The following is an 18522-nucleotide window of genomic DNA, read 5'->3' as shown; positions in this document are numbered from 1 at the left end:
TTTACTCCTCTCTTTCAATTCTTATAATATTTCTAATTCCAAAACAAATACTAATAAAAAGAAAAAGAAATATAATTCCAGTTATCGTCCCCATTAATTTCACCGCATATTGCTTGATCCATTCTAGCGATAATTTCTTTAAATATACCTCTGTCCCCATAAAAATAGTTGAAATTACTACTCCAAATATAATTGGAATTCCTCCTGTCCAAAAACTTTCTTTCATAATACTTTTTCTTATATTCCTATGCGTCATGCCTCCTTGAGAATAAAATATATATTTCCCTTTCTGTTCTGGGAAATCACATTCCATCTTAATGCTTAAAACAAAAAAGGAACATATTAAAAGAACGAATATATTAATAATTGCCGCCGATACATTAATAATTTTTGTTTTACTTATTTGTAACAATAAATTTTTTTTCTCGTAAACGATTCCGCTCCCATTTGTATAAGCACATATTTCTTCAATAACCTTCTCATAATTTTTCGGTATCTGCACCATAACTATAAGGTTGGGACCCTCAACCCTATTACATACCTTTTGATAATATGAATCTGAGAACACAATAATATGTTCCGAAATTTTATTTCCAAACACACCTGTAAGAATTTTTTCTTCTTCTCCTACAATATTAAAAGATGTATCAAATTTGTTACTTGGCATAGGGACTCCAGCTACATACTGCCATAGATCATCCTTTGCTTCCCCCATATAAATTCTTGGTTTCTTTGTACCAAAATCAATTCCCAAATAATTTCTTTCTGATCTTTCTCTCTGATAAACAACATATATTTCATTGTCTTTCAAATCTAATGATTCTTTTGTCCATTTTTCATATGCTGAAGCAGAAATTCCCATATGCTCCCCTTGATCAGTTGTTGTCACTCTAATACAAGGTTGTTTTTTTACTTTTATCTCATACTTTTGTTTCAGTTCGTCTATAAATGCTATATCTTTGTCACTTGCCATCCATACTACATCATAAGGATAATTCTGTGGTTCATTAACCGGAATATTATCGAATATAACTATAGAAAACCCATATAATGTAACTATAATAAATTCAGTAATTATAAAAGACATATTAATATTATAAAAAAATCTATGATACCAATTATCTAACCATGTAATTTTTTTATAATATTTATTTTCCTTTTTTCTTAGATAGCACAAATAATATGCCCCTATACACTGTACTCCACCTCCTTTGCCTCTTCCTCATGGTATTCCAAATACTCCTCAGGCGTGGTCTGTTGGTCTGCCCGCTCGCCGGTTCGGCTGTCTATGTCATATCCAATCTGGTAGTTTACGGTATAAGTGTCTCCCAGCTCAGGGTAGTTGTCCAAATTTACTATATTGCCGTAATCGTCTGTGGATACAGCTACAGCGATTGCGTGGCTATCCGGGTCAGATAGTGGCTCCAGGGAGCCTTTTACTACAGTAAGCTTATCAAAAAGTCCATCGTCAAAGCCCTCTATACTGACGTCGACAAGTATGCTGTCACCTTTCTGCTCGTAGTGGGAGATTTCCTCCTGCAGCTCTTTGCCGCTTAGATAGTTTTCTGCCAGTTTACTATACTGGTCTGTCTCCATCCACATCATAGGGGATATGTCTGCCAGGTCATAGCCGCTTCCAGAGACAGTCTCATCTGTGTTTTCCTTTATCTCATCAATGGTATCTGCTCCTATATATTCATCTGCCGTATTATAGCGGAAATAATCTGTACTGCTCACGATAAAGTCTGCACAGGTTGACCTGTCCACATATTTATCCATGTCAAAGCCGTTGACAAGTGAAAAAAGCACATTTAAAAGAGTTACGGAAAGTGTCAGCGAGACTACAACCAGGATAGTTTTCTTCTTATTTCTGCCAAGATTGGCAAAAGCCATCTGATATACCTTAGCCCCACGGCTGTGGCGCTTTTTCTTTTTGCCGGTCATACCTTCTGTATATTTTGCTGCCTCAACAGGCGATACCTTTGCAGCCATTTTGCCGGGCTTCCTGCAGGACAAAAAGACAGTGATAATGGCAAATACAGCAGAACCGATAAAAATAAGCGGCGAGCTGCTGATAGCAGCCTTTGTGCCTATAATACTTGTGGTTTCTAATGCAATAGGAGTTAAAACCGCACCAATGCCATAGCCCAGAAGCAATCCTACAGGAATACCGATAATACACAAAAACAGAGCTTCCTGTGTAATTATGTGCCTTAATTGTCTTGGGGTGGTACCGATTGTCTTTAGCAGGCCATAAAACCTGATGTCCCCAGTCACTGAAATCTGGAATATATTGTATATAATCAGATAGCCTGTAAATATAATAAGCAGGAAAAAAGCAAGGATTGCAGCTACCAGTGAGAAATCTATGTCAGAGCTTACAGATGAGGCAGTAAGTCCCCAGTTCACACCGATTCTGGCGCTGTTCTCCTGGTCTCTTGTATTCCAGTCATAGCCTAAGTCTGTATCTATTTTTTCCATCTGCTCCCTGATATTAAGCTTGGAAGGAAGCATGACATTTAAGTCTATGTCAAGAGCTTCATCACCAGCGGCTATACACTTTTCGTTGATTTTATCTACATAGGCTTTTGATACGTTGATATAGTGAACAGGCATCAAATCGTCATACTCCCAATAGCCGACGAGGATAAAGCTGTCGGTCTGTGGTATCCCGGTGTCTGTTCCATTACCAGCCTGATAAGTAATCGTCACATTTGTTCCCAGCTTCGGTTCTACGCCAAGGAGTCTTAAGGCTGTAGTGTCCATGGCTATTTCATTTTCTTTTTGAGGCTCCTTTCCCGTGGTTGGGGTGGCATAGCTCCACTTGGTACAGTTTTTATCCATGTAGCTTACTTCCGCCGCTACCTTGCCGAATACGTCAGAGGAGCTGAAGCCGCACACGATACGCTCACCAGATGCCTTGATTCCCTTGTGGGCGGCTATTTTATCAGCCTGTTCTCTTGATAAATCCTTAAAGCTGCCATCGCTATAGCCACCTGCCTGTCTGAAATTGTAGGTCTCATAGCTTGAGTTTACAGACAGCATAATGGTAAATAATGATGTAAACATCAAAGTTGTGAGTGCTATAGCACAAATTGCAATAATATTTCTTTTTCTGGATGCCCACAGAGACTTGAAGCTAAGTCTGCGGATACATTTTCTGTTCTTTACTCTCATACTGCTCTCTCCTGAATATGTCCATCCTCAATTCTTATTATGCGATCCGCAAGCTGGGCGATTTCCTCGTTGTGGGTAATCATCACAATCGTCTGCGAGAACTTCTGGCTTGTCACCTTCAGAAGACCCAATACGTCCTGACTTGTACGTCCGTCTAAGTTTCCGGTGGGTTCATCCGCAAGAATTATGGCAGGCTCTGCCGCCAATGCTCTGGCTATGGCAACTCTCTGCTGTTGTCCTCCTGAGAGCTGATTTGGAAGAGCGTCAAGTCTCTGGTCGAGCCCCAGTGTCTCTGTTATTTTTTTTACAAATTCCTTATCGACTTTACCGCCATCCAGTTCGATTGGAAGCACGATGTTTTCGTATACATTTAGTACAGGCACCAGATTATATGCCTGAAATACAAAGCCGATTTTTCTTCGTCTGAAAATGGTAAGTTCCTCATCCTTCAGGGAAAAGATATCTTTGCCATCCACGAATACTTTGCCGGAGCTTGGTCTGTCCAGACCACCCAGCATATGTAAGAGGGTGGATTTGCCACTGCCGCTTGTGCCCACAATAGCCACAAACTCTCCTTTTTCTACATTGAGACTCACGCCATCTAAGGCATGTACACAGGCCTCACCTGTTCCATAGGTTTTCTTCAAATCACATGCTTGTAAAATGTCCATATATCCTCCTTAAAAACGAGATAAAATACGCTTTGCGAATTTGACTCGTTGCCCGCGTAAACTAAAAAAACTGTATGCAGCATTTTTCGCTACATACAGATTATTACACAATATTCTTTCCAGATTCTTTCCGGAACTAATTAAATTATTACAGTTTTGAAAGATTTAAGCCGATTTTGGCAGAAACACAGAAAAAGTACTGCCCTGTCCATATACGGAGGACACCTTTATGTAGCCGCCCTCTTCACTTAGAATCTGCCTGCTTAAATACAGTCCTATGCCCACACCTTCCATATTTTTGGTATCTTCTGAGCGGTAAAATCTTGAAAAGATCTTAGGAAGCTCCTCCTCTTTTATGCCGATTCCGCTGTCTTTTATATCAATTCTTACAAACATTTCATATGCAGTAACAGATAGGCTTATAGTGCCCTCGTTTGTGTATTTTAAAGCATTATCGAGGATATTGCAGATGGCTTCCAAAGTCCACTTGCTGTCAAAATAAGCTTTTTCATCAGTATCATGAAGTATAAGCTCAAGCCCTTTAGCCCTGGCTTTGAACTCTGTCTCTTTTACAGCCAGTGTCAGCATGGACTTAAGAGCTTCTTCCTGTGGGGAGAGCTGCAATATGCCGTTTTCAAGCCTTGACAGCTTCACCAGAGAGGCGATTAAAAACTGCAATTTTTCCGACTGGGCATGAAGCTGGACAATATTTTCACGCATCTGGACTGATAAATTGTCAGTATCATCCTCAAGCAATAGCTCGCTGTATAAGAGCAGATTGGCTATGGGAGTCTTGGTCTGGTGGGAAATATCCGCAATTAACGACTTAATCTTGTCCTTTTCCAGCTCCACATTTCTGGCAGAGACCACAGAAGCACTCAGATAATGGGCGAACCTGGACTCAAGCGAGGACAAGCGTGTCTCGTCAAAGCTTTTTTCAGAAAAATTCCCTTTGGCTGCCTCATTTAACATATTTTCTATTCTATCAATGGTTTTCTTCGTGCGCAGATGGTTGATGAAAATTACAAGTGCTATAATTACAAGGCATATGCCCACGATACAGATGGCTGTATTATAGTTATTCATTCAAATCTATATCCTATTCCATATACTGTTTTAATGCTGTCCGGTGTGCCAAGCTTGTCCCTGAGCCTCTTGACAGACACAGAGAGGGCATTGGCATCCACAAATTCCGCGCTGTCATTCCAGACTCTGTCCAGAAGAAAATCTCTGCGGAGGTTTATGCCCTCATTTTGAACCAGAAGCCTTAAAAGACGCTGCTCAGTCTTACTAAGCTCGATTTCCTGTCCATCTACTAAAAATATCATTCTCTCAAAATCAAATTCATAGCAGCCCTTCTTATATACACTGGCAGAGGTATGTGCCTGTAAGCTTTCCGCCTTTCTAAGCTGGGTATTTACCCTTGCCCTTAATACTGACAGTGAAAAAGGCTTTGTGATGTAGTCATCTGCGCCAAGCTCCAGCCCCTTTACTATATCCATGTCGGTATCGTTTGCGGTCAGGAGAATAACCGGTATAGTTGGATAGTTTCTCTTTAGTTCCTGTAAAAAATCAAGCCCGCTTCCATCCGGCAGATTTATGTCAAGTAATATGAGAGACGGACAGCCGCACAGGAGCTGGTCTCTTGCAGCTTTTATAGTCTCACAGGAGACTATCTTTCTGTTCTCTGTCTTTAATGCCTTGCACAAACCCTGATTTAAGGCTATATCGTCCTCTAGGATTAGTATTTGCTCCATCTGTATTTCCTCATAGTCAATCAATATTTTAGACTATTATAGCACAGGAGAATTTTATCTGCAGTAAAACTTGCTGAAATTACTAATCTTTCAAGTATTCCTTGCTTGATGCCATATTTCCACCTCAAACTCTGATTTAGTGTTCAAATCATATCACATTCCCAAACATATCTCAATTCCAATTGTCTCTGTCCATCTATTGCATTGCCTTTCGGCTTGCTTCTGTAACCAGCATCCGGTTAATCTTCTCCTGCATGGTTTCCTTTGCATCTTCATTAAAATGATAACGGACAACATAGACTGTCTGCCCGATTTTCTTTGTAAATGTGTTCCCCTCTGTTTTTGTATTCATCATTTTTTCCATAATCATTTTTCCTTTCCTTTTGGATCCCCAGCAGAGAGTCATTCCATTGGTCTCTGTCAGGACATTATTCTTTAAATTAGGCCCCAAATGGGCACTTCCAGTTTCGCAGGCTACCTATATATAGCCTTTTCATTTTTGCTTGCAAAAAGCCTTATGATCACAGCACTTTTTTAACGTAAAAAGCGTTTTATATATGATGCAGCCAACGACAAGAAGCATGACTCCCACGGAATTTTGTGATGAACTGCTCTGCTCTATTGGCGGCAGAAAAACTCCAGGTGGACGTCGTCTGTTAAAAGGTGCTGGGATTTATTATCAGCTAACGGGACTTATTGGAACGGCGCTTCTTTCTTTGGTTTTCTTAATTTCTCTATTTTTGACGATTGTGATTCCTTCGGAACTGGGATTGGAAGGGGTAATTCTTCTATTTGTTGCAATAATCGGTCTGATATTTTTTGGGGCATTTTTATTATTTGGAAATATCGCCGAACGCAATTGTGGCGCAACCGAAAAATCTGCACAGCTCGTGAATAATGGGAAGATTTTGTTGGTAACTGCAGTTATCTTCGATATCGTAGTTACTCTTTATATGATTTTTAATGCTGGAGCGTCTGTAGGACATTTTAATTATAAGCTTCCGCTTCTTATGCAGGTTATTATCTTTTTCTCCTGTTATATGCCGGCAATTCTGTATATTATCGGTGCGAAGAGGAATCTGCCACGAGAGTACGTTTTAAATGAGCTATAGTAATACCTAATTATATGTAGAAAAGTCAGGAAGATTAAATATAATCAACCTGACTTTTTTATCAAAGATTATGATCAGTTTCTCTCTTTTCCTGCTGGGCAAAACCTCTCGAATTGCTTTCATGCAATTTGGTCAAAAAGAAAGACCCTGTACAAACAGATTCTCCCTGCATTTTCTTTTGAAAATATGTGTATTCTCTAGCCAAATTGTGGTAAATGCTAAACCCTTATAAAGTTCGTAAGGCACTGACCTCTGGCACAACAAACCTTACTTCTTCGCTTGACAGACACTCAAGTTGTCTGTTGTTATTATTACAATAAATTTCATACAAATTTATGTCAATTGCTCTTTAATATAATACATCATTTTCTTATATTACAATTTGCTTAGATAATTCTCTAATTGATGAAAAATACCAACTATATTTACAATATCTTTTCTTACATCAAATATCACGATATAATTCATTTGTGGAATAACCGCCTCATAATATCCTTTTTTTGCCAAATACATATCCCGACTTTTCGGAAATTGGTATGGATTCTCCACCAATCGGTCATAAATACTTTCTACACTATCTAACAAATGTTTTGCAGCTTCTTTGCTTTTCAGGCGGTAAATCAAATGATACACAAGATTATCAAGTAATTCGTCTGCATGATCTGTAACATTTAATTTATAAACCATACTTTGCCCTCATTTCACCCAGTGCCTTTCTTGCATCTTTTACCTGCCCTGTTTCGATCTGCCTTTCAGATATTTCAATATCGCGATACATTGCAAGCTGTTTCATTGTCGATTCATAATTCTCCATACTCATGATAACCATATCTCCATATCCATTTTTTGTAATATAGATAGGTTCCTCTGTCCTATGACACATCTCAGAAATTTCAGAAGTATTTTTCAATTCTTTTATAGGAATTATTTGTGGCATAACCAGCACCTCCTTTTATGGTTTAATTATACCATAATTATGTCCTTTTTCAATCTTAATATACTATTATATGATAATAATCCAATTCCCCCAATTTTTCGGTTCAATAACAGATTATTTTTCTTGTAAATCTATTTTCTGGTGTAAAAGACTTCTGATCTTATTTCTTAATTGTGTCTATTGTGTATTTCCTTTTTTGGTTCATACAGTTCATATACTTATAGTTAAATACTAAAAAAGACACAAGATTTTACTCTCATGTCATTTTATTGAATTTGATTTTAACTGTTGTTTCAAATATTTTTTGAAGACATCTACAACACTTTTGCAACAAAAATCCAGATTTGCAACCTTATTGATCTTTATTATTCTTTATCAATCCTTCCCAAAAATGTGATTAAATAAGGCTTTTTAATATTCTTTAATAATCTTTAATAGCTAAAAAAAGAAGCCTGAAACATCACGTGGCAGTGTAAATCTTGCCATATCAAACACGCTCCTTTTATTATGTATTGATGCATTGTATAACTTGATAATATTTTTTATCAAGAAAGCATCGTTAATCTTTTAACACAATTGTACTACTAAGGAATTTATTTTTCAAGTGGTTGAAATGTTAAATTTGTGTTTTTTTCTACTTCCCCAGTTGAAATTCATTTATTTGTATGTATTTTTTACAAAAATTCAAAATATGCAGAGCCGATCACAGTATTAATTTTTCTTTTATGCATTTGAAGCTTGTTAAAAACATTATACAATTCGACTTATACTTCTCTTGCATACTTTGACGTCTACAGAACCTAAAATCGGAAGCATCTTTTGAACGCATAACGATAAAAACGATCAGACATATCTTCCGGAATATATCTGACCGCTTTTATTATTTTGCAAGTTCTTTTATTATATTTTCTACTTCAGAAATATCAATTTCCAGCATTTCTGCAATTTGTTCGATTGAGAATTTATTAGACAACTTTCTCATAAGTTCTTGCTTCTCTTCTAATTTTCCTTCTAATATTCCTTCTGCAATACCTTCCTGTTTTATAAGTATCTTTTCTTCCCACGACTGCATATATTTCACCTCTGTCTTTTCACTTGCTTTGATCTGACAAATCCGTCTATGCATCTTTTGAATTCGTTCACTTTTACATACTTCTGACACTTCATCCGTACTATGTTCCATATACTTCAAAAGTTCTATCAATTCTGGTGACACCAGCTCAAAACTTCATTCAATAAATTGAAATCAACAACTCCCGGTGGCAACAATTTACTGTCGATGATTCCCTGATACAGCCGACTCCTTTTCGGAAGATTATATGTATTCTCTTTTTGGGCCTCCACTTCATATATCACATCATCTTCATCTACGGCATAGACATCTAATCGAATCTGTCGGTTGTGTATCTTGATATGTCCCCAGTCTACTTGACCGGGGACATATCGATCTTAATTCAATACATAATTTCTGGTCGTAATTCCGCTCACTCTTCCCTTGGCATTGACCAATACTGCCTTAAAGATGGTCTCTCCTTCCGGCATCTCTACCGGTCCGGTGTACTTCGTAGAAGAAGTCGTCGGTTCTGATTTATCTGTCGTATAATACGCCGTATATCCATCCGGTACTTTAATCTCAATCTCCTGAGCAGTGCTGTACTGTCCGGTTGACGGGGACACTGCCGGTGCATCTTCGATCGGAAGTTCAACGGTATATGATTTTTTCACCGGAAGGCTTGGAATGCCCGCCTTATTTACTGCTATTGCATAGATCGTTGTGTCTCCCTCTTCAATCTGAATCGGACTATTGTACTTATGGCTGCCTGTGGTTGGCTTCTTCTTATTCTTCGTATAATATATCTTATTTCCCGATTCTGCCGTCAGTTTTAACTGCTGAACATCATCATAATCCTCACCGTCATCCAGACTGAATTTCGGAGTCTTCACTACATATTCCGGTAATTCATCTGTGATCGTCGAAGTCGCATTATCCAGAAGCTCCGGAATCTTCTCTTTCTGATCAGAACGGATATAGAATTTGATGCACGCACGATGTAATTCGATATTATCTTCCTGTTTTTTCAGTGCATCCGAGAACAGACGCTCTGCTTTTTCTGTATTATCCTGTGCCTGATAAACTTTTGAAAGGCCTGTGTATGCTTCCGGTCTGGTGTCATCTTTTGCCATGGCATTTCTGAAGCAGTCTTCTGCCTCTGTATAATCATTTCTTTCGAGTGCTTTATTTCCCTTGTTGACCGCACCAATATATGATGTCATATAAGCAAATATTCCAACAATTCCTATGATAAGTAACAGGGACAATGCGAGAAGCAGTGCACGTTTTTTCTTTTTTTTGCGAAGTGCTTTTTGTCTTGCACGCTCACGGTTACGGCGTCTGCGTTCATCCTCATTCATCTGTCTGCTTCTGTTTCTTGTATTATTTCTTGCCACACCTGTACTGCGTCTTTCATTTCCTCTACGACTGCCGGTTGTAGATCTTCCAGCTGCATCTCTGTTACGTGAAGGCCGGGAATAATACATCTCATCCTCATAGCCATCACTGTCTATTGCACCTTTTATCTGTGCTGTAAGCATATCATCTAATGGGTTGTAGTCCGGAACAATGCGGACCTCTTTTCCACAATGTCTGCAATACAATTCCCCTTCAGGTATTCTCTGACCACAATACCTACATCTCATCTTATGCCATCCTCCTACTGTGAATTCTATCTCTTATCCATTCTTCTCATTCAAATATTGTTCAAATTCTTCCGAAGACATCAGAACTTTTCGAGGTTTTGTTCCTTCCTCCGGTCCTACGGCGCCTGCCTCACATAACTGATCCATGATTCTTGCAGCCCTGTTAAATCCTATCTTAAAAGCTCGCTGGAGCATTCCGATAGATGCTTTTTCCTTCTCAATAATCAGTCTTCCGGCATCTGCAAAATATGCATCATTTTCATTACCTTCACTTCCGCCGGATCCTGATGCCGGATTTCCGGTAGGAATGGTATTCATATGCGTCTCTATATCCTGATTGTATGTAACATCGCCGTTATGTTCACGCAGATATTCTACTACCTGCTGTACTTCCTTATCTGTAACAAATGATCCCTGTACTCTGGCCGGTTTCTGATATCCTGACGGATAAAAAAGCATATCTCCTTTTCCCAGAAGCTTCTCTGCACCGTTCATATCTATAATCGTCCGGGAATCTACACCGGATGATACTGAGAATGCGATTCTCGAAGGCATATTCGCCTTAATAAGTCCGGTGATAACGTTAACTGACGGTCTCTGTGTCGCAAGCACCAGGTGGATCCCTGCGGCTCTCGCAAGCTGTGCCAGACGGCAGATTGCTTCCTCTACATCTCCCGGAGCTACCATCATCAAATCCGCAAGCTCATCAACAATAATAATGATCTGTGGCATAGGCTCCAGTTTATCGCCTTCTTCGGTCTGGACTCCAAGACTTTTGATCTTTTCGTTATATCCTTTCATATCTCTGACATTATATTTGGCAAATGCCTGATAACGTCTTGACATCTCTCCCACTGCCCAGTTCAGTGCGCCTGCCGCTTTTTTCGGATCAGTGACTACCGGAATCAGAAGGTGTGGAATACCATTATACACACTCAATTCTACAACCTTCGGATCGATCATGATCAGTTTTACTTCATTAGGGTCTGCCTTATATAAGACACTCATGATCAACGTATTGATACATACGGATTTACCAGATCCGGTAGCGCCGGCGATCAGTACGTGCGGCATCTTGGCAATATCTGCTACCACAGTCTTTCCGCCGATGTCCTTTCCTACTGCGAAAGATATCTTGGAAGAACTGTTCTTAAATTCCGGCGATTCCAGAAGATCACGGAGCATGACTGCACTGTTTTCTTTGTTCGGTACTTCAATCCCTACTGCCGCTTTTCCCGGAATCGGAGCCTCAATACGGATATCTGCCGCTGCAAGATTCAGTTTGATATCATCGGCAAGACCTACGATCTTACTGACTTTGACTCCCATTTCAGGCTGTAATTCATATCTTGTAACCGAAGGTCCACAACTTACATTGGTAATGGTAACTTTTACCCCAAAGTTCTCGAGTGTCTGCTGCAGCTTCATAGCGGTCTCTCTTAAATGCGCATCTGATTCTCCTCCGCCGCGTTTTCCTCTCTGAAGCAGAGATAACGGCGGATACTGATACTCTTTTTTCGGCTTTACAGAATCTGCGGCAACGCTTGCAGCAACATCTGCTACTTCATCTGCCATTCCTGCCGCCCCCATCTTCGGATTCTTACGTCTTGCAGGTTTTTCCTGTGTCTTTGGATCATTTTCAGATTCCGGAGTCTTCTGTTCCGGTTCATTCGTCATGTCTTCTTTTCCATAATCTGCCGGCTCAGGATCCGCACGGTGTATGATAAATTCCGGTTTCTCCGGTCCTTTTGCTGTCTTTGGATCGATTGGAAGTTCTCTTACTTCCGGAGATTTCTTAGCGATAGACGTATCGAAAGATACTCCTTCCACATGCTTGTCTCTCCGCCTGTGCATGCCGCTGTCTGCCGCAGCCGCAGCACGTTCCTTTTCACGTTGTTCACGCTGTTCCATGCGTTCACGTTTTCTGACTTCTGCATGCTCTTTATGTCTTCTTGCATCTTCTTTTGCCCTTGCATATGCTTTATCACTGCCGGCCTTCACACCTTTTAATGCAGACTTTCCTGTAATGATCACCAGACAGATGATCATAAGGATCACTGTGACAACATATGTTCCGGCTACACCGATTGCCGGCGTTAATACAGATGCCAGTCCCTTTCCGATCTTTCCGCCAAGTTCGTCCACGAGCTGCAGCAAAATTTCAGCAAGGAACAGCAAAAGCACTGCAATTACTGTCTTCATGTAAGCATACCGGTTGCCTTTATTAGACACCTGAAAAGATACCAGACCAAACAAAACGAATGGAATGATATAGGCCACGGCCCCGAATATCTCCCACAAAACTCCGGATACGGCATCTCCTAAAAATCCTGCAACACCAAAATTACTGATCAGAAGAATGATACTGACCGCAAGTGTTATCCATATCAGGATTTCATCCATCAGAAAACTATTACCGGACTTTGCGGTTCTGGTAGATCTGGTTGTTTTTTTTGTATTTTTCTTTGTTGTTTTTTTATTAGAAGTCGACTTTTTTGAAGTCGTACCTGTTTTTTTTCTGTTCGTCTTACTCTTTGTAGACTTCGCCGTCATGAAAACTCCCCCTTATGATGGCAATACTAATTATAATTATAGCATTTAGGGGAATTGCTGTCATTACACATTTTCGTTCTTTTTTTGATTTCTGTCACTGATCATTTCGTGCAATTTATTCAATGCATCACTTAATCCGCCTACAGCATCAATGAGTCCCTCTCTTACAGCATCCTTTCCTTCCAGAAGTGTCCCAACATCTTTGACCAGCTCTGTAGGGTTTAACATTAACTCTTCGATCCGCTCCTGCTTCATAGAAGAATGTTCTGACAAAAATCTTGTGATCCGGTCCTGCGTACGTATCATGTTATCGAGACTTTGCTGAACTCCGATAAACATCCCGTTAGACCGCACCGGATGTATCACCATTGTTCCGCTTGGCACGATAAATGAATAGTCGGCCGACACTGCCAGTGGTCCGCCGATCGAATGACTGCCGCCAAGCACCAGGGATACTGTAGGTTTACTCAAAGAAGCGATCATTTCTGCAATCGAAAGTCCCGCCTCTACATCTCCTCCAAGTGTATTCAGAAGAATCAGAAGACCATCAATCTTACTGCTGTCTTCGACTTCGGCCAGCATAGGAAGCAGATGTTCATACTTTGTGGCCTTTGTATTCCCGGATACCGCTTCATGTCCCTCAATTTCACCCACTATCGTAAGAAGTTTGATTCTGTGGTTGTCCCGGCTTCCTTCAAGATTCGCACTACCGGTTTCTTTTAATTCTTCTGTCGGCTCTGCACTTTTTTCTTTTTCTTTTTTCTCTTCGCTCATAAAAACACCTCCATACTTTTTATTAGTATGGAGGTGTTGCATACATTTTATTCATCCCAGTTGTGATATACATCCTGGACATCATCGTCATCATCCAGCATATCCAGCGTCTTCTGGATATTGGCAATGTCTTTTGGATCTGTCAGTTCTACATATGTCTGAGGGATCATTGTTACTTCTGCAGATACCATCGGGATTCCTGCTTCTTCCATTGCAAGACGTACCGCACTGAAATCATCAGGATCTGTCAGTACTTCAAAGCTGTCTTCTTCTTCTACAAAGTCCTCTGCTCCTGCATCCAGTACCTGCATCATCAGTTCATCTGCATCGCCTTCATATTCTTCTTTGTCAATCACGATCTGACCTTTCTTGTCGAACATGAATGATACACATCCAGGTGTTCCTACGTTACCGCTTCCCTTTGTGAATGCATTCTTTACATTAGATGCTGTACGGTTCTTGTTATCTGTAAGAGTTTCTACGATGATAGCTGTACCGTTCGGTCCGTATCCTTCATATGTAATGTGCTCATAGTTTGCTGCACTCATATCTCCGGATGCACGTTTGATATTTCTTTCAATTGTATCGTTTGGCATGTTGTTGGATTTTGCTTTTGCGATTACATCTCTCAATCTGCTGTTATTAGAAGGATCTGAACTTCCGCCTTCTTTTACTGCTACTGCGATCTCTTTACCGATCTTTGTAAAGATCTTTCCTTTGGCAGCATCATTTTTCTCTTTCTTATGCTTAATATTGGCAAATTTTGAATGTCCTGACATGTCTTTTACCTCTCTTTATCTATTTTGTTTTATCTTTTATAAAAATTGTATTATTACACACTTTATCTATTCTATCACGCTTCGGGAAGTTTTTCAATCTTAACTGTCTGAATTATATTATTATCTACCTGTAAAGCGGTAAAACGATATCCTTCATAGTCTACTACGCACTTTTCATCTTCACCCGGAATGTGTTCCAGTTCATCGATCAGAAAACCATTTAACGTCTCATAATCTTCTTTGTCGAATGTAACAGGAATGAGATCCTCCAGATCCTCAAGCTCTGTCAGGCCATTTGCGATCATGCTTCCGTCATTCTGCTTCTGGATCATCTCATCTTCTTCATCATATTCATCCAGGATATTTCCGACGATCTCTTCCAGAATATCCTCCATAGCAACAAGTCCGGACGTCTGGCCGTATTCATCCAGAACAATCACCATATGATTCTTTGTGGACTGCATCTCCTTAAATAAAGTATCGATGCTTTTGGTTTCAGGAATATATGTAACCGGACGGAGATATTCTTTCAATTCTTTCACCGGACAGCCTCTCTTTGATTCATCCAGATAACCGGATGTTGCATCTCTTAAATGGATAATACCTATGATCTCGTCAATATCCTCCTGATATACCGGGAACCTTGAAAATCTTTCATCCAGCATGAATTTTAATGCTTCTTCCAGAGACCAGTCTCCGTCAATTGCAACAATGTTCTTACGGTGGGTCATAATGTCTTTCGCATCTTTATCCATATAGCGGAAAATATTGCGGATCAGCGCTGCAGCTTCTTTCTGCATCTCTTCATCCATTTCATCTTCATGAAATATCTGTTTCATTCGTTGGAACAAACTTCCCTCTTCCATAATTAATTATCCTTAACTCCTTCTTCTATGTATGAAGCTCGAAACTGATTCGGATCGCCTCATCTACTTTGTTCATTATCTCTTCATCCAGATGACATACCAGATCTCTAAGTCTTTGTTTGTCGATCGTGCGGATCTGTTCCAGTAAAACCACTGAATTCTTTACAATATGATATCTTCTTGCATCGATTTCTACATGCGTTGGCAGTTTGGCCTTATTCATCCGGGATGTGATAGCGGCACAGATAACAGTTGGGCTGTGTCTGTTTCCCACATCATTCTGAATGATCAGAACCGGACGGATTCCTCCCTGTTCCGATCCCACCACCGGACTTAAATCTGCATAATAGATATCTCCTCGTTTCACCTGCACTTTGCTTCACACTCCGATTCTTAAGATATACTAAGTATTTCCTTTTTTCTCAGATGTATTCTGCAAAGTTTTACGATATCTACAGAACCTGCCACCGGCAGCTGCTGTACGAATGCACGGCAATTAAAAACTGTCTACCTGTTCTACGACTTCTCCGTGGCGGATATATTCTCTTGGAATACGTTTGTTCAATACACACACGAATTCATAATTAAATCTTCCGGAAAGCTCTCCCAGCGTATCAACTGACAGGAACTCCTTTCCGTCACGTCCGAATATTACAACTTTATCTCCAAATTCCACGTCCTCGATAGCTGTCACATCAACCATGAACTGATCCATACATACACGTCCGATGATCGGTGCTTTCTGCCCGTGGATCAGCACATATCCTTTATTAGACAGACTTCTTGGATATCCGTCTCCATAACCGACCGGAATCGTAGCCACTTTTGTCGGACGGGTTGTAACATACGTTCCGCCATAGCTTACAGGCTTTCCTTCTGTCAGCCATTTTACATGGGCAACATGACTGATAAGTTCCATTGCCGGTTTTAACGGAACCCGTTCTTTCTCTACTTCATCTGACGGATACATGCCATATGTAGTGATACCCGCACGTACAATATCCATATTCGCTTCTTTCAGATCAATGATACCTGCGCTGTTGGAGCAATGATAATACTGGAACGTAACACCTCTTTTTTTCAGTTCTTCTTTCATCCAGAGATATTTATCAAGCTGCTCATTGGTAAATGTCTTATCTGCTTCATCAGACTTGGAAAAATGTGTAAACATTCCTTCCATTACCAGGTTCGGCAGTTTACTGATCTTTGCGATTTCTTCGGCATTCTCCTCTGTAATCTGGAATCCCAGTCTTGCCATTCCAGTGTCAAGCTTAATATGTACATAGACTTTACAGCCCATGGCTTCTGCAAGCTCTGACACTTCTTTTGCCATCTCATAACTATAGACAGTCATACGTACTTCATTGCGGATCATCGTATCCCACTGATCCGGGAAAATGCATCCAAGAACCAATACCGGTTTCTTCAAACATGCATCTTTTAATAAAATAGCTTCATCCAGCGTAGCTACTGCATAACCCCAGATATAATCCTTGGGTTCCAGAAGCTTTGCAATCTGAACGGCACCATGTCCATAACCATCCATCTTGATGACTGCCATCATCTGTGTATCTTTCTGAATATTTTTCTTCATCATCTCTATATTATATTCAACCGCATCTAAATCGACTCTGGCTAAAACTCTTGTATAATGTTTCACTGCTATTCATCCTCCAGTTTCATTAATGCTTTACTGATATATTCTATCAGATCTCTTGCCATTACACTATATACGCCTTTTTCAAATTTTGCAAGGTCACCGGCCAAACCATGTACATATGTACCTAATCTGGCTGCTTTTTTCGTATCTTTTTCCTGCACCATAAAGCCTGCGATCACACCGGCCAGCACATCTCCCGAACCGGCTTTTGCCATCGCACTGTTCCCGGTAAGATTCAGGCAGATTTCATTTGCCTTATCTGCGATCAGTGTTCTGGAATCTTTTAATACACAGGTTACCTGATATCCGTCAGCGAATTTCTTCAGGATCTGTATCCGGTCTTCTCTAAGATCTTCCACAGGGATGCCTGTAAGTCTAGACATCTCTTTCATATGCGGCGTAAATATGAACTTCCGGTCTGCCAGCCGATCAAGAAGATCTTTGTTATCTGACAGAAGATTTAACCCGTCTGCATCGATCAGGCATGGAACATCCACGTACTCTATAACCGTCCGCAATAACTTCTCCGATGTTGTACTTCTTCCAATGCCGGAACCAATACACACACCGTCTGCCCACTTAAGAAGCTTTAGTACTTCTTCTTTATTAAATTCATCATAAGCCGTTATGATTGCTTCCGGCAGAAGTGTCTGCAATATCTCGCGGTTGTCCTTTGGTGTATAGATTCTGACAAGCCCGGCTCCTGTCATATAAGCCGCATGAGCATTCAAATATGCTGCACCTGCCATACCCTTACTTCCAGCGATCACAAGAAGCCTTCCATAACTTCCCTTATTAGAATCTTCCGGTCTTTCCGGAAGCATTCTACGATATTCTTCTCTTCCAAAAGAATGGATCACATCTGCATCCTGTAATAACGGCTCATGCGAAATGCCAATCTCTGCTACTGTCACTCTTCCTGCATATGCTCTGCCCTGCGCCAGCTCAAGGCCGATCTTTTTCACCTCGAATGTCACTGTATCATCTGCGTGGAATGCACAACCAAGCACACATCCCGTAGAGGCTGAAAGTCCTGATGGGATATCTACTGCAAATTTTGTACCCTGCATCTGATTCATACGTTCAATCACCTGACGATATGTACCTTCAATCTTACGGCTCAGTCCGACTCCGAACACGGCGTCTATCACTATGCTGTAGCTGTTATCCTGCGGGATATCTTCCGTGATCTTACCACCACATTCTTTAAGACGTCTTATCTGTTCCCGTGTCTCCGGTGTACAATGCTCTGGATTGCCGACCAGATAAGTATCCACAGAACACCCCATATTCTTCAAGATCCTGGCGATGGCAAATCCATCTCCACCATTATTCCCTGATCCACATACCACACAGACAGAAGAAAGATCCAGATTCTCACTTTGCATCGTCTGTACACAGGCATTTGCTGCACGCTCCATTAATTCCAGTGATGCAATGCCCAGTTCCTGAATCGTGTACTGATCGGCAGCCTTCATCTGCGCAGCATTAACCAGAAGTTTCATATATTCATTCATCTCCCATCAGATATATCTCTGC

General features: G+C 40.5%; 18 protein-coding genes. 1 reads left to right on the top strand and 17 read right to left on the bottom strand.

All coding sequences use genetic code 11. The annotated features are described in order from the left end of the window. Position 1: 1 nt before the first annotated feature. The 6 genes from GT508_RS03495 to GT508_RS03470 form a co-directional block, all read right to left on the bottom strand. Positions 2–973, bottom strand: coding sequence for a hypothetical protein (locus GT508_RS03495; protein WP_161143568.1), 972 nt, complete (start codon positions 971–973; stop codon positions 2–4). Positions 974–1188: 215 nt separating this feature from the next. Next, complete coding sequence (locus GT508_RS03490; protein ID WP_243144062.1) at positions 1189–3177, bottom strand: ABC transporter permease; 1989 nt, start codon at positions 3175–3177, stop codon at positions 1189–1191. Further along, complete coding sequence (locus GT508_RS03485) at positions 3174–3848, bottom strand: ABC transporter ATP-binding protein (protein WP_055302756.1); 675 nt, start codon at positions 3846–3848, stop codon at positions 3174–3176. The genes GT508_RS03490 and GT508_RS03485 overlap by 4 nt, the downstream gene beginning before the upstream one ends. 165 nt (positions 3849–4013) lie before the next feature. Beyond that, the gene (locus tag GT508_RS03480; protein WP_161143567.1) at positions 4014–4934 is read right to left on the bottom strand and encodes a sensor histidine kinase; all 921 of its coding nucleotides are present in this window, start codon (positions 4932–4934) and stop codon (positions 4014–4016) included. Continuing rightward, the gene (locus GT508_RS03475; protein ID WP_117597508.1) at positions 4931–5605 is read right to left on the bottom strand and encodes a response regulator transcription factor; all 675 of its coding nucleotides are present in this window, start codon (positions 5603–5605) and stop codon (positions 4931–4933) included. The genes GT508_RS03480 and GT508_RS03475 overlap by 4 nt, the downstream gene beginning before the upstream one ends. A 196-nt stretch (positions 5606–5801) precedes the next feature. Then, positions 5802–5969, bottom strand: a complete 168-nt coding sequence (locus GT508_RS03470; RefSeq protein WP_080656622.1) for a transposon-encoded TnpW family protein — start codon at positions 5967–5969, stop codon at positions 5802–5804. Between the two features lie 193 nt (positions 5970–6162). Between GT508_RS03470 and GT508_RS03465 the strand changes: the two genes are divergently transcribed. Next, positions 6163–6717 carry a hypothetical protein gene (locus tag GT508_RS03465; RefSeq protein ID WP_055302749.1) on the top strand — a complete coding sequence of 185 codons (555 nt, stop codon included), beginning with the start codon at positions 6163–6165 and terminating at the stop codon, positions 6715–6717. A gap of 375 nt (positions 6718–7092) precedes the next feature. Here GT508_RS03465 and GT508_RS03460 read toward each other — a convergent pair whose 3' ends face one another. From GT508_RS03460 to GT508_RS03410, 11 genes are all read right to left on the bottom strand, one after another. Beyond that, on the bottom strand, positions 7093–7404 hold the full coding sequence (locus GT508_RS03460) for a type II toxin-antitoxin system RelE/ParE family toxin (RefSeq protein ID WP_028088194.1): 312 nt from the start codon (positions 7402–7404) through the stop codon (positions 7093–7095). Then, complete coding sequence (locus GT508_RS03455; protein ID WP_006426651.1) at positions 7394–7654, bottom strand: type II toxin-antitoxin system Phd/YefM family antitoxin; 261 nt, start codon at positions 7652–7654, stop codon at positions 7394–7396. Before GT508_RS03455 ends, GT508_RS03460 begins: the two co-directional genes overlap by 11 nt. 880 nt (positions 7655–8534) lie before the next feature. Then, positions 8535–8726 carry a hypothetical protein gene (locus GT508_RS14590; RefSeq protein ID WP_242853886.1) on the bottom strand — a complete coding sequence of 64 codons (192 nt, stop codon included), beginning with the start codon at positions 8724–8726 and terminating at the stop codon, positions 8535–8537. Positions 8727–9103: 377 nt separating this feature from the next. Then, on the bottom strand, positions 9104–10351 hold the full coding sequence (locus tag GT508_RS03445) for a chitobiase/beta-hexosaminidase C-terminal domain-containing protein (RefSeq protein ID WP_022414943.1): 1248 nt from the start codon (positions 10349–10351) through the stop codon (positions 9104–9106). Between the two features lie 33 nt (positions 10352–10384). Continuing rightward, positions 10385–12904, bottom strand: coding sequence for an FtsK/SpoIIIE family DNA translocase (locus GT508_RS03440; protein WP_055181756.1), 2520 nt, complete (start codon positions 12902–12904; stop codon positions 10385–10387). Positions 12905–12967: 63 nt separating this feature from the next. Then, positions 12968–13678 carry a ClpP family protease gene (locus GT508_RS03435; RefSeq protein WP_022414945.1) on the bottom strand — a complete coding sequence of 237 codons (711 nt, stop codon included), beginning with the start codon at positions 13676–13678 and terminating at the stop codon, positions 12968–12970. A 47-nt stretch (positions 13679–13725) separates the two neighbouring features. Further along, positions 13726–14457, bottom strand: a complete 732-nt coding sequence (locus GT508_RS03430) for a YebC/PmpR family DNA-binding transcriptional regulator (protein WP_006426657.1) — start codon at positions 14455–14457, stop codon at positions 13726–13728. A 74-nt stretch (positions 14458–14531) separates the two neighbouring features. Next, a complete protein-coding gene (locus tag GT508_RS03425; RefSeq protein WP_022414947.1) occupies positions 14532–15323 on the bottom strand; it encodes a hemolysin family protein in 792 nt (263 codons plus the stop codon). A gap of 25 nt (positions 15324–15348) precedes the next feature. Next, the gene (locus GT508_RS03420) at positions 15349–15696 is read right to left on the bottom strand and encodes a type II toxin-antitoxin system PemK/MazF family toxin (RefSeq protein ID WP_022414948.1); all 348 of its coding nucleotides are present in this window, start codon (positions 15694–15696) and stop codon (positions 15349–15351) included. A 123-nt stretch (positions 15697–15819) separates the two neighbouring features. After that, the gene (gene alr, locus GT508_RS03415; RefSeq protein ID WP_022414949.1) at positions 15820–16983 is read right to left on the bottom strand and encodes an alanine racemase; all 1164 of its coding nucleotides are present in this window, start codon (positions 16981–16983) and stop codon (positions 15820–15822) included. 2 nt (positions 16984–16985) lie between these two features. Next, the gene (locus GT508_RS03410) at positions 16986–18488 is read right to left on the bottom strand and encodes an NAD(P)H-hydrate dehydratase (RefSeq protein ID WP_055181755.1); all 1503 of its coding nucleotides are present in this window, start codon (positions 18486–18488) and stop codon (positions 16986–16988) included. Between the last annotated feature and the right edge of the window lie 34 nt (positions 18489–18522).

Source organism: Dorea sp. BIOML-A1 (genome assembly GCF_009875615.1).
In the GTDB taxonomy this organism is placed as follows: Bacteria; Bacillota; Clostridia; order Lachnospirales; family Lachnospiraceae; genus Dorea_A; species Dorea_A amylophila.
Note: the sequence above shows the minus strand (reverse complement) of the source record. Positions and strands in the feature narration are given on the sequence as shown.